Source organism: Rathayibacter sp. AY1F8 (assembly GCF_002932165.1).
Classification (GTDB): Bacteria; Actinomycetota; Actinomycetes; order Actinomycetales; family Microbacteriaceae; genus Rathayibacter.
In genome coordinates this window covers 1-12,361 of the sequence record NZ_PSVB01000006.1, presented here as the reverse complement: position 1 = coordinate 12,361, position 12,361 = coordinate 1, and the positions used below count along the sequence as shown (strand labels likewise).

Genomic DNA, 12,361 nt, shown 5'->3' with positions numbered 1-12,361 from the left:
ACGGGCCGGCAAGACGGTCGCGTCATCGCGGCGAGAGCCGTGGTGCCGAGGAACGTCCGGGCTCCGCAGAGCAGGGCGGTGGGCAACACCCACCCGGGGCGACCCGCGAGACAGTGCCACAGAGAACAGACCGCCGTCGGCTCCGGCCGGCGGTAAGGGTGAAACGGTGGTGTAAGAGACCACCAGGGGCCGGAGTGATCCGGTCCGCTCGGTAAACCTCGCCCGGAGCAAGGTCAGACAGAGGACGATGCGGCTGCTCGTCGGGTCCTCGGGTAGACCGCTGGAGGGTCACGGCGACGTGGCTCCGAGAGAGATGGCCGTCCAGCGCCCGCCGAGAGGCGCGGCGTGAACAGAACCCGGCGTATCAGCCGACCCCTTCGCCACGAGATGCCCCGCCCCGGCGGGGCATCTCGCGTCTCCGCCGGTCGCCGAGGTCGCGCTCCCGCCCGCAGGCAGCGCGACGGCCTGCCGTGGCGGTTCCCGGGTCTCGACACACCCTTGCGCGGCTACTCGTCAGGACTGACGCGGTCCATCTCTCGCGCGGCCTCCTGCGGACGACGCGGTGCAGCACGACGTCCGGCAGGCGCCGATCCCGGAGGACGGTCCTGAGACGCCGCTGCGGATCGCCGCCGAGGACCGGGTGCCCCCGCCCCGTCGTGGCTCACCGCGACCGCTGGACCCCGAAGGTCCGATCATGTCCGTGCGCCATGGCGCCACGCACCAGGCGAACCGGCGAAACGCGTGCCAGCGTTTCGCCGTAGCCGTCCGCACCCCGCTCCCCGGAACGCGTCACCTCCCGAGGCCGACCGCGCCTCGGCGGGCGGGGACCGCCGAGGAAAAAGACTCAGCCCCGCCCTGCGAGCGCGGCCGCGCCGAGGATGCCGGCGTTGTTGCGGAGCGCCGCCGGGATGATCGGGGTGCGCAGGTCGAGCAGCGGGAGGAACTCGTCGTGGTGCTTGGAGATGCCGCCGCCGACGATGAAGAGATCGGGCCAGAGCAGCGCCTCGAGGTGGGAGTAGTAGCGCTGCAGGCGCTTCGCCCAGTGCTTGTAGTCGAGGTCGTCGCGCTCCTTGGCGGCGAACGAGGCCTTCTTCTCGTAGTCGCCGCCGTGGATCTCGAGGTGGCCGAGCTCGGCGTTGGGGATGAGGATCCCGTCGTGAATCTGCGCCGTCCCGATGCCGGTGCCGAGGGTGGTCATGATGACCAGGCCCTTCTTGTCCTTCGCCGCTCCGAAGCGCGACTCGGCGTAGCCCGCCGCGTCGGCGTCGTTGACGAAGAAGATGTTCCGGCCGATCGCGTCCTCGAACAGCTTCTCGGCCTCGAGGCCGATCCACTCGTCCGACACGTTCGCCGCCGACATCGTCCGTCCGTGGACGACGACGGCGGGGAAGCAGATGCCGACCGGGGTGTCCGAGGGCAGGTCCGGGATCTTCTCGAGGATCTGCTGGACGGTGGCGACGATGTCCTTCGGCGTGCCGCCCGGGGGAGTGGCGAGCTTCATCCGGTCGCTGAGCAGAGTGCCCGCGGCCAGGTCCACCGAGGCCCCCTTGATGCCCGTTCCCCCGATGTCGATCCCGATGGCGGTCGCCGCAGCAGTCATAGCGGCCATGCTAGCGAAGGGCGGGGGTGCGGACCGACGCGGGCTGCGGCGTAGGATCGCGGCATGGCTGACGGCGACGCGAACTCCTGGTGGTACAACCTCAAGGCCGGCACGGTGGAGCAGGGATTCGTGTCCCCCTCCGTCGACCGGGTGGGACCCTTCTCCTCTCGCGAGGAGGCGGAGCACGCCCTCGAGCGGCTGCACGAGAACAGCCGCAAGTGGGCCGAGGAGGACGCCGCCGAGGACCGCTGACGGCGGTTACTCGTAGCTGTGCTCGGCGCCGGGGTAGGCGCCGGACTCCACGTCGTCCCGGAACGCGGTGACCGCTCCGGTGAGCACGCCGCGCAGATCCGCGTACTGCTTCACGAAGCGGGGGATGCGGCCGGTGGTGAATCCGGCGAAGTCCGTCCACACGAGCAGCTGTCCGTCGACGTGCGGTCCCGCTCCGACTCCGATCGTCGGGATGCGCAGCTCCTCCGTCACCTGATGTGCCGCGTCCGCGGGCACCATCTCGAGGACGACGGCGAACGCCCCGGCCTCCTGGACGGCGCGCGCGTCGGCGAGCAGCTGCTCGATGCCCTCGCCGCGCCCCTGGACCATGTGACCGCCGAGCCCGTGCTCGCTCTGCGGCGTGAAGCCGATGTGCGCCATCACGGGGATGCCCGCCTCGACGATGCGCCGGATCTGCTCGGCGGAGCGGACTCCGCCCTCGAGCTTCACCGCGTGCGCGTGCGTCTCCTTCATGAAGCGGAACGCCGTGTGCAGCGCGTCGTCGGCACCCGACTCGTAGGAGCCGAAGGGCATGTCGGCGACGACGAAGGCGCGCTCGACGGCTCCGGCGACGGCGCGCGCCAGCGGGATGAGCTCGTCGACGGTGACGGGCAGAGTGGTGTCGTAGCCGAGCACCGTGTTGCCGGCGGAGTCGCCCACGAGGAGGAAGTCGATCCCGGCGTCGTCGAAGATCTTCGCCGTCAGCTGGTCGTAGCTGGTCAGCCCGGTGATGCGGACACCGGAGTCCTTCGCGTTCTGGAAGTGGCGGGTTCGAACGCGTTTCACGGGCTGCGCTGACATGGGCGCCAGTCTACGGCGCACCTCGGGCGCCCCGCGGGCCCCGGTCGGAGGCAGTAGCCTGAGGGTCGAAACAGGAGGGGTCTGGATGGACAAGCAACGGGACTTCGTTCTTCGCACCATTGAAGAGCGAGGGATCAAATTCGTTCGCCTCTGGTTCACCGACGTCGTCGGCACGCTGAAGTCGGTCGCGATCGCGCCGGCCGAGGTGGAGGGCGCGTTCGCGGAGGGGCTCGGCTTCGACGGCTCCGCCATCGAGGGCCTCACCCGCTCCTTCGAGGCCGACGTCCTCGCGCATCCGGACCCGTCGACCTTCCAGATCCTCCCGTGGCGCGGAGAGATCGACCCGACGGCGCGGATGTTCTGCGACATCACGACGCCCGACGGCCAGCCCGCCGTCGCCGACCCGCGCAACGTGCTCAAGCGCACGCTGGCGAAGGCGGCCGAGCGCGGGTTCACCTTCTACACGCACCCCGAGATCGAGTTCTACCTCCTCAAGTCGTCGTCCTTCGGCGCCGAGGGTCCGGAGCCGGTCGACTCCGCCGGGTACTTCGACAACGTCCCCGGAGGCACGGCGCACGACTTCCGCCGCCGCTCCGTGCGCATGCTGGAGGATCTGGGCATCTCGGTCGAGTTCAGCCACCACGAGGCGGGCCCCGGCCAGAACGAGATCGACCTCCGCTACGCGGACGCGCTCACCACGGCCGACAACATCATGACCTTCCGCACCGTGATCAAGGAGGTGGCGATCGAGCAGGGCGTCTACGCGACGTTCATGCCGAAGCCGCTCTCCGGGCACCCCGGCTCGGGCATGCACACGCATCTCTCGCTCTTCGAGGGCGACGTGAACGTGTTCTACGAGCAGGGCGCCCAGTACCAGCTCTCGAAGCTCGGCCGTCAGTTCATCGCGGGCCTGCTCAAGCACGCCCCCGAGATCACCGCCGTGACGAACCAGTTCGTCAACTCCTACAAGCGGCTCTGGGGCGGCGACGAGGCGCCCAGCTACGTCTCGTGGGGCCACAACAACCGGTCCGCCCTCGTGCGCGTTCCGCTCTACAAGCCCAACAAGGGGCAGTCGTCGCGCATCGAGTACCGGGCTCTGGACTCCGCGGCGAACCCCTACCTGGCGTACTCGCTGCTCCTGGCGGCCGGGCTCAAGGGCATCGAGGAGGGCTACGAGCTCCCGGCCGAGGCCGAGGACAACGTGTGGGCCCTCTCGGACGCGGAGCGCCGGGCGCTCGGCTACGGCGCTCTGCCCGCCAGCCTCGACCGCGCCATCTCGCTGATGGAGGAGTCCGAGCTCGTGGCCGAGACGCTGGGCGAGCAGGTGTTCAACTTCGTGCTGCTCAACAAGCGGAAGGATTGGGCCGAGTACCGCGCCCAGGTCACGCCGTACGAGCTGCGCAGCAATCTCGAGATGCTCTGACGCCTCGGCCATGCCCCGTGAACGCTCCCTCCGCGATGTCGCACGCCTCGGCTTCGCCGCGCTCGGCGAGACCGGGGCGCGGCTGGCCGAGGCGGAGGAGCTCGCCGGGCGGCAGCTCGAGTCGGTGCTGCCCTCCTTCGCCCGGGTGGCGGACCCGGACGAGGCGCTGCTCGCTCTGATCGACCTGCTGCGGCGGCACCGCGACCGGATGGACGCGGTCCTCGCCGACGACGAGGCCCTGACCCGGCTGCTTCTGGTGGTGGGGGCCTCCTCCGGCCTCGCCGACTTCCTCCAGCGCCGGCCCGACGAGCTGGCCAGCGTGCTCGAGCCGGTGCGCACGCTCCCCGGGCGCGCCGAGATGAAGGCCGAGCTGCTCGAGTCGGTCGGCGCCGTCGACGGCTTCTCGTCGCTCCGGGAGGAGGCGGGCTGGACGGCGCTGCGCGTGCGGTACCGCCGCCTCCTCACCAGGATCGTCGTCCACGACCTGAGCCAGGCCGACCCCGTCGCGGCGATCGACCGGGTGACGAGGGCGCTGGCCGACCTCGCCGGAGCCGCGCTGGAGGCGTCCCTCGCCGTGGCGCGGACCGAGCTGGTCGAGGGCACGGGCCCGGGTCGTTTCGGCCGCGACGAGGTCGCCGCCACCCGCTTCGCCGTCATCGGCATGGGCAAGGCGGGAGCGTCCGAGCTCAACTACGTCAGCGACGTCGACGTGATCTTCGTCGCCGAGGGCGACCCGGAGAAGGAGCTGACGAACGCCCGTGCGATCGACGTGGCCACCCGGCTCGCCGTGCTCCTCATGCGCGGGACCTCCGCGCTGGCGATGGAGCCGGAGCTCTGGGAGGTCGACCCGAACCTGCGCCCGGAGGGCAAGCAGGGCGCGCTCGTGCGCACCCTCGAGTCGCACATCACCTACTACGACCGGTGGGCGAAGAGCTGGGAGTTCCAGGCGCTGCTCAAGGCGCGCCCGCTCGCCGGCGACCAGGAGCTGGGGCGGGCGTACGTCGACGCGGTCGCGCCCAAGGTCTGGTCGAGCGCCTCCCGCGAGAACTTCGTCGAGTCGGTGCAGCGGATGCGGGAGCGGGTCACCGAGAACATCCCGCAGAACGACGTCCACTACCAGATCAAGCTCGGGCCCGGCGGACTGCGCGACATCGAGTTCACGGTGCAGCTGCTCCAGCTCGTCCACGGGCAGACCGACGACGAGATCCGCATGCCCGGGACTCTGCTCGCCCTAGGCGCCCTCGCCGACCGCGGGTACATCGGCCGCTCCGCCGCGGAGGAGTTCGCGCAGGACTACCGGGCACTCCGGCTGCTCGAGCACCGCCTCCAGCTGCGGCGCCTTCGGCGTACGCACCTGATGCCGCGGGACGAGCACGAGCTGCGGACCCTCGCCCGCTCCAGCGGGCTCGCCCGCACGGCGGAGGAGCTGCTGAGCGTCTGGAACGGGATCAAGCACCGCGTCCGGGGCCTGCACGAGCGCCTGTTCTACCGTCCGCTGCTCTCCGCGGTCGCCGCGCTCTCCGACGGCGGTGCCGAGCTGTCCACCGGCCAGGCGGAGGCGCGCCTCGCCGCTATCGGCTTCGCAGACGCCCGCGGGGCGCTCGGTCACATCGCCGCGATGACCTCGGGCGTCTCGCGCCGCGCGAGCATCCAGCGCCACCTCGTGCCGGTGATGCTGCAGTGGTTCGCCGACGGACCGGACCCCGACTACGGCCTGCTCGCGTTCCGGCGCCTCAGCGACGCACTGGGCGGGACGCCCTGGTTCCTCCGGATGCTGCGCGACTCGTCCGGAGCCGCCAAGCGGCTCACCACGGTGCTCTCCGGATCGCGCTTCGTCGGCGAGCTGCTCGACCGCATCCCGGAGTCGGCGGCCTGGCTCGAGGACGACGACGCCCTCCGCCCCCGCAGCGCCGCCCAGCTCGCCGAGGAGGTGCGCGCCGTGCTCGCCCGGCACGAGACGCCCGACGCGGTCGCCTCGGTCCTCCGCTCGATGCGCCGGCGCGAGGTGCTGCGGACCGCCATGGGTGGCGTGCTCGGCCTCAGCTCGATCGAGGAGATCGCGACCAGCCTCACCGACATCATCAGCGCACTGCTGGGCGGCGTGCTCGCCGCCATCCGGCGCGGCAGTGCGACCCGGCCCGGCGCCGACGCGGAGTTCGCGATCATCGGCATGGGCCGGTACGGAGGGGCGGAGCTGGGGTTCGGCTCCGACGCCGACGTGATGTACGTCCAGCGACCCGGCACCGCCGAGCCGCACCAGGCCCAGCTCTACTCGCAGTTCGTCGTCGCCGAGCTGGTCCGGCTCACGGAGGACTCCCGCCTGCCACTCGACCTCGACGCCGACCTGCGGCCCGAGGGCAAGAACGGGCCGCTCGTGCGCTCCCTCGACTCCTACCGCGCCTACTACGCCCGCTGGTCGCTGACGTGGGAGGCGCAGGCGCTGCTCCGGGCGCGGGGAGTAGCGGGGGACCAGGCGCTCATCGAGGACTTCGAGGAGCTGGCCGACGGGGTCCGCTACCCGGGAGCGGTCTCCGACCGTGACATCCGCGAGGTGAAGCGGATCAAGGCACGGGTCGAGAGCGAGCGTCTGCCGCAGGGCGCCGACCCGCGCCGTCACCTCAAGCTCGGCCGCGGATCGCTGAGCGACGTCGAGTGGCTGGTGCAGCTCCTCCAGCTGCAGCACGCGCGGCGGACCCCGGCGCTCCGGACGACCTCGACCCTCACCGCCCTCGCGGTCGCGGATGAGGAGGGCATGATCGGCCCGCAGGACGCGGATCGGCTGCGCGCCGCGTGGATCCTCGCGTCCCGTGTCCGCTCGGGCACCACGCTCTGGGGCAACCGCACCAGCGACGTCCTCCCGACCGACCGCCGGCAGCTCGAGGGCGTCGCGCGCCTGCTGGAGTACCCGGCCGGGTCCGCGACGGCGCTCGAGGACGACTACCTCGGCGTGACCCGCCGCTCCCGCGCGGTCTTCGAGCGCCTGTTCTACGGGCCGGCCGCGGGAGACGCTTCCTCCTACCGCTGACGCCCGCGCGCCGGGGACGGCGAAGGGCCGCCCCTCCGAGGAGGAACGGCCCTTCGGCAGTGCTGCGGGATCAGACCCCGTAGTACAGCTCGAACTCGAACGGGTGAGGACGCTGCGCGAGGGGCTTGATCTCCTTCTCGCGCTTGTACTCGATCCAGGTGTCGATGAGCTCCTGAGTGAACACGCCGCCCTGGAGGAGGAAGTCGTGGTCGGCCTCGAGGGCGTCGAGCGCCTCGCCCAGGGTCGCGGGGACCTGCGGGATGAGCTTCGCCTCCTCGGGGGGCAGCTCGTAGAGGTCCTTGTCGACCGGCTCGTGCGGCTCGATGCGGTTCTTGATGCCGTCGAGGCCCGCCATCAGCTGGGCGGCGAACGCGAGGTACGGGTTGCCGGAGGCGTCGGGCGCACGGAACTCGATGCGCTTGGCCTTCGGGTTCGTGCCCGTGATCGGGATGCGGATGGACGCGGAGCGGTTGCCGGCCGAGTAGACCAGGTTGACCGGCGCCTCGAAGCCCGGGATCAGGCGGTGGTACGAGTTGACCGTCGGGTTCGTGAACGCGAGGACGGCGGGGGCGTGCTTGAGCAGGCCGCCGATGTACCAGCGCGCGAGGTCCGAGAGACCGCCGTAGCCGTTCTCGTCGTAGAAGAGCGGCGTGCCGTCGTTCCACAGCGACTGGTGGGTGTGCATGCCCGAGCCGTTGTCGCCGAAGAGCGGCTTCGGCATGAACGTGGCGGTCTTGCCCCACTGCTCGGCCGTGTTCTTGACGATGTACTTGAACTTCAGGATGTCGTCCGCCGCGTGGACCATCGTGTCGAAGCGGTAGTTGATCTCGGCCTGGCCGCCGGTGCCCACCTCGTGGTGCGAGCGCTCGAGGATGAGGCCGGCGTCGATCAGCTTGAGGCAGATGTCGTCGCGGAGGTCGGCCTGCTTGTCGACGGGGCTCACCGGGAAGTAGCCGCCCTTGTAGGGCGTCTTGTTGCCGAGGTTGCCGCCCTCCTCGACGCGTCCCGAGTTCCAGGCGCCCTCGACCGAGTCGACGGAGTGGAACGCGGAGTTCTGCGTGATCTCGTAGCGGACGTCGTCGAAGATGTAGAACTCCGCCTCGGGGGCGAAGAACGCGGTGTCGGCGATGCCGGTCGACGCGAGGTACTTCTCGGCCTTCTTCGCGACCTGACGCGGGTCCTTGGAGTAGATCTCGCCGTTGCGCGGGTTGTAGATGTCGAAGACGAGGATCAGCGTGCGCTCGACGCGGAACGGGTCCACGTAGGCGGTGGTCACGTCAGGGATCAGCTGCATGTCCGATTCGTGGATGTTCGCGAATCCGCGGATCGAGGACCCGTCGAAGAGCTGACCAACGGAGAAGAACTCCTCATCGACAGTCGAGGCGGGGATGTTGAAGTGCTGCTGGACACCGGGGAGATCGGTGAACCGGATGTCGAGGAACTTGACGTCCGTGTCCTTGATGAACGAGAGCACCTCGGAAGAATCTTTAAACATGCAAAGGTCTCCAATGGCGTAACGGGGTGCTGCAGAGCGCAGCCGTTCCAGGGTAGTGACGGGGGGTTTCCCCACCGTGTCCCTGTTGTTTCCGACATGTTACGGGGCCCGTCCGGGGTCGGGCTCCACGTCGTCTGCCGGACCACCCGCTCCTCGGTCCGCTCCGAGACGCCGCGGATAGGATCGGAGGATGCCAGCCGCCGACCGCAGGACCTTCGCCGACGCCGCCCCGAGCTCGTACCCGGGGGAGCGTCTCGGCCTCCCCCGAGAGGGCCGCCTCTCGGTCGGACGGTCCGGCCGCCGCATCGCCGCCCTGGCCGTCGACTTCGCCGTCGCCGCTCTGCTGTCGCTCGCGTTCTTCGACTACGACCGCTGGGCGAGCCTGCTGCTGTTCGTCCTGCTGCAGGTCGTCTTCATCCCCACCATCGGCGGCAGCATCGGGCACCGCCTGCTCGGGATGCGCGTCATCCGTCTCGGCGGGGGCTGGGTCGGCGTGTGGCGCCCGATCGTGCGCTCTGTGCTGCTGGCCGTGCTGGTGCCGGCGCTCGTCTGGGACTCGGACCAGCGCGGCTTCCACGACAAGGTGGCCGGGACGGTTCTCGTCCGCTACTGACGTGCCGCAGACGAAGCAGGCCGGCCGGGAGAGATCCCGACCGGCCTGTCGCGTCGTGCGTCAGCGCGATCGCTGAGGGCGCACCTTGAAAGGGTCGACGCCCTTCGGGATGGGCAGCGACGTGTTGAGCGAGGAGAGCCGGTTCTTCACCGCGAGGACCTCGGCCTTGGTGAGGACCTTCTTCGTCTTCGAGAGGCGGCTCGGCACCTTGTGCAGCGGAGTCGCATCGGCGTCGGAGCCGACGTGCACGAAGGTGACGGGGACGTTCGGCAGGATCCGCGACACCTTGCGCCGCTCGTCCTCGAGCATGCGCTTGGTCCGGGAGGCGGGGCCCTCCGCGATCAGCACGACGCCTCCGCGGCCGACGGCGCGGTAGACGGCGTCCTGGGTCTTGCCGTTGACGGCGACGGGCATCTCGCCGCCGGTCCAGGTGCCGCGCAGTCCGCTGCGCAGGACGGCGCCGACCGCGCCGGGCTGCCCGGCGATCTGCCCGTAGGCGGCGCGCTCGGCGCGGCGCGAGAGCACGGCGAGTCCGGCGACCAGGCCGGCCATCACGCCCACGATGATCCACAGCGCGATCACGAAGCCGTTGCCGTTGCCGAGCAGGATGCCGAGGAGCACGCCGAGCAGGATCGGGAGCAGGAGCGCGAGGAGGATGATCCAGACGGCGCTGCTGTCGTAGCGGCGGGTCATCTGGAACACCTGCCACATCTGCTTGAGACGTCCGGGTTCCTTGACCGCCTTCGTCGACGGTTCCGTGCTGCGTGCCATGACGTCAAGGATACCGAGCGGGAGCGCGGCGGCGGACCCCGGACGCGGATCCGACTCCTCCACAGAGGGCACGCGCGCCGATCCCTCCACCGATCGGGATAGACGGGCGTCCTCCGCCTCGGCCTGCGGTCAAGCTCGCCTCATGACGAGCAGCGGGACGGTCCAGGGCCGGAGGATCGGCGGAGCGCGGACGGGGAGGCGGTGGACGCCTGCACCGGGTGCCGCACCGCCGGCCGAGCGGACGATGCGGCCGCGGGAGGCCGAGGCGCTGCAGGCGTCGCCGGTGGCTCGGCTCGCCGAGCACCGCCACCGCGAGAGCATCGTCCGGGTGGAGTCGTCTCCGAGGAGGTGCATCGTCTCGACCGCCCCTCCCGTCGTCGCCACGCTCGAGAGGTTCCTGCGGGTCGAGCGGGGGATCGGACTCGGCGCCGCGGTCACCCTCCTCGCCCCCGTGGTGGGCGCGGTCCGCTCGGCCGCGCTCGAGGGAGCATGGCTGGCTCCGACGACGGACGACATCGGCTTGACGGAGGAGGGTCGGCCCCTGCTGCTGCTGACGACGCCCGCCGTCGACACCCCGCGTGCGGCGCGCGACGCGCTGCAGCGGGTCCTGGAGCGCCTCGGAATGCTCTGCCCGGAGCTGCCGGTCGCCGCCCTCGCGCGGCACCGCGACCTGCTGGCGCTGGAGGGCAACCTCTACGGACTCGCTGATCCGCAGGGGATAGGCGAGGCGGTGCGGGCGCTGCCGACGTCCGGCGCGGATGCACGGGGTCGGGAGGCGGTGCCCGCTCCGGCTGCCCGGCACAGGCGGGTCCATCCGCTCGACGGCTGGCAGGACCGCCTCCGGGCGTTCGTCGTCCGGCGTCGGGGACCGCTCTCCGTCGGGACGGCGATCGTGCTGGGAGCGGTGCTCGCCGGTTCGCTCGCGGGCGGGCCCGATCGGCAGGTGCAGGATGCGGAGGCGTCGACCGCAGTCGCGCCCGTTCCGGCTCGGTCGGCTCCGCCGGCGGTGGCGACCGCGGCACCGCCGGCTCCGGTCGCGGCGACCTCACTCGACGCCGAGCAGGCGGCGGAGGTGCTGATCGACGCGGTGCGCGCGTGCGGGGACCGGGAGTGCGCCCGCGGTCTGGTCACGGCGGACTCGCCGCTCGGCGACGCAGCGGACGGCCCCGCCTCCGCTGTCCCGGCGACGGGGGAGGCGTCGGCCGTCCTCGTCGACGTGAACGGGGCATCGGCGGTCGTGCACCTCCGGACGGCCCCGGGGACGACAGCGGCCTCCGTCCTGATCATCAGGACGGAGGCCGGCTGGCTCATCCGCGACGTCTACACCGGAGCGGCCTCGTGAGAGGCGCGCTCAGGGGGAGCGTGTCAGATGCCGAGGTCGTTCTCGAACGAGCCCTCCTCGAGGCGCTCCTTGATCGCGACCAGGAAGCGCGCCGCGTCGGCTCCGTCGACCGTGCGGTGGTCGTACGAGAGCGCGAGGAAGACGGTCGAGCGGATCGCGATGGCGTCAGTACCGTCCACCTGCACGACGGCCGGCTTCTTGGTGACGATGCCGGTGCCGAGGATCGCGGTCTGCGGCAGGAACACGACGGGAGTGTCGAACAGGGCCCCGCGCGAACCGGTGTTGGTCAGCGTGAAGGTGCCGCCGGCGAGCTCGTCGGGCTTCAGCTTGTTGTTGCGGGTGCGCTCGGCGAGGTCTCCGATGGTGGAGGCGATCTGCGCGAGGTTCAGCTCGGACGCGTTCTTGAGGACCGGGGTCAGCAGGCCGCGCTCGGTGTCGACGGCGATGCTGATGTTCTCGTGGTCCGGGTAGACGATCGACTCGCCGTCGAGGGTCGAGTTGATCACCGGGTAGGCCTTGAGCGCCTCGGCCGCCGCGAGGGCGAAGAACGGGAGGAAGGACAGCTTGGCGCCGGTCTTCTCCTGGAAGCTCTTCTTGACCGAGTCGCGGAAGCGGGCGACCGCCGTGACGTCGACCTCGATGACCGAGGTGAGCTGGGCGCTCGTCTGCATCGACTCGACGGCGCGCTGCGCGAGGACCTTGCGCAGGCGCGACATCGGCTGCGTGGTGCCGCGGAGGGGGGAGGTCTCGAGCGGGGTGCGCGCAGCCTTGGCGGCGGCGGCGGCGGGCGCCGAGACCGGGGCGGCCGGAGCCGACTTGGCGGCCTCGACCGCGTCGAGGACGTCCTGCTTGCGGATGCGGCCGCCGACTCCGGTTCCCGTGAGGGTGGAGAGGTCGATGCCGTTCTCGCCCGCGAGCTTGCGCACGAGCGGGGTGACGTAGCCGGGGTTGGAGTCGGTCGGCTCCGGGGAGGCGGTGGGCGCGGCGGCAGCGGGCGCAGGCGCGCCCACCGCCTCCCCGG

General features: G+C 71.2%; 10 protein-coding genes and 1 other RNA gene. 6 read left to right on the top strand and 5 right to left on the bottom strand.

What is annotated here, in order from left to right:
• Nucleotide 1 precedes the first annotated feature (1 nt).
• An RNA gene (rnpB, locus tag C5C35_RS06605) (RNase P RNA component class A) lies at nt 2-380 on the top strand.
• Between the two features lie 464 nt (nt 381-844).
• Here rnpB and ppgK read toward each other — a convergent pair.
• Nucleotides 845-1,600, bottom strand: coding sequence for a polyphosphate--glucose phosphotransferase (ppgK, locus tag C5C35_RS06600; protein ID WP_104223672.1), 756 nt, complete (start codon nt 1,598-1,600; stop codon nt 845-847).
• A 63-nt stretch (nt 1,601-1,663) separates the two neighbouring features.
• Here ppgK and C5C35_RS06595 point away from each other — a divergent pair, with 63 nt between their 5' ends.
• Nucleotides 1,664-1,852, top strand: coding sequence for an SPOR domain-containing protein (locus C5C35_RS06595; protein WP_104223671.1), 189 nt, complete (start codon nt 1,664-1,666; stop codon nt 1,850-1,852).
• A 6-nt stretch (nt 1,853-1,858) separates the two neighbouring features.
• On the opposite strand, the gene panB is transcribed toward C5C35_RS06595, so the two are convergent.
• Nucleotides 1,859-2,671, bottom strand: coding sequence for a 3-methyl-2-oxobutanoate hydroxymethyltransferase (gene panB / locus C5C35_RS06590; protein WP_104262800.1), 813 nt, complete (start codon nt 2,669-2,671; stop codon nt 1,859-1,861).
• Nucleotides 2,672-2,756: 85 nt separating this feature from the next.
• Between panB and C5C35_RS06585 the strand changes: the two genes are divergently transcribed.
• Together C5C35_RS06585 and C5C35_RS06580 are read left to right on the top strand one after the other, a co-directional pair.
• Nucleotides 2,757-4,094 (top strand): glutamine synthetase family protein, encoded by a 1,338-nt coding sequence (locus C5C35_RS06585; RefSeq protein ID WP_068253236.1) that lies wholly within the window; start codon nt 2,757-2,759, stop codon nt 4,092-4,094.
• A gap of 10 nt (nt 4,095-4,104) precedes the next feature.
• Nucleotides 4,105-7,119 (top strand): bifunctional [glutamine synthetase] adenylyltransferase/[glutamine synthetase]-adenylyl-L-tyrosine phosphorylase, encoded by a 3,015-nt coding sequence (locus C5C35_RS06580; RefSeq protein WP_104262799.1) that lies wholly within the window; start codon nt 4,105-4,107, stop codon nt 7,117-7,119.
• Between the two features lie 70 nt (nt 7,120-7,189).
• Here C5C35_RS06580 and glnA read toward each other — a convergent pair whose 3' ends face one another.
• Complete coding sequence (gene glnA, locus C5C35_RS06575; RefSeq protein ID WP_104223668.1) at nt 7,190-8,614, bottom strand: type I glutamate--ammonia ligase; 1,425 nt, start codon at nt 8,612-8,614, stop codon at nt 7,190-7,192.
• 190 nt (nt 8,615-8,804) lie between these two features.
• Between glnA and C5C35_RS06570 the strand changes: the two genes are divergently transcribed.
• Nucleotides 8,805-9,227: an RDD family protein gene (locus tag C5C35_RS06570; RefSeq protein ID WP_104223667.1), complete on the top strand. Its 423-nt coding sequence runs from the start codon at nt 8,805-8,807 to the stop codon at nt 9,225-9,227.
• 60 nt (nt 9,228-9,287) lie between these two features.
• Here C5C35_RS06570 and C5C35_RS06565 read toward each other — a convergent pair whose 3' ends face one another.
• Nucleotides 9,288-9,998, bottom strand: a complete 711-nt coding sequence (locus tag C5C35_RS06565) for a DUF4191 domain-containing protein (protein WP_104223728.1) — start codon at nt 9,996-9,998, stop codon at nt 9,288-9,290.
• 142 nt (nt 9,999-10,140) lie between these two features.
• Here C5C35_RS06565 and C5C35_RS06560 point away from each other — a divergent pair, with 142 nt between their 5' ends.
• Complete coding sequence (locus C5C35_RS06560) at nt 10,141-11,340, top strand: hypothetical protein (RefSeq protein WP_146082944.1); 1,200 nt, start codon at nt 10,141-10,143, stop codon at nt 11,338-11,340.
• Between the two features lie 23 nt (nt 11,341-11,363).
• Here C5C35_RS06560 and sucB read toward each other — a convergent pair.
• Nucleotides 11,364-12,361 (bottom strand): 2-oxoglutarate dehydrogenase, E2 component, dihydrolipoamide succinyltransferase (gene sucB / locus C5C35_RS06555; protein WP_104262798.1); only part of this gene is annotated, 998 nt, incomplete at its 5' end.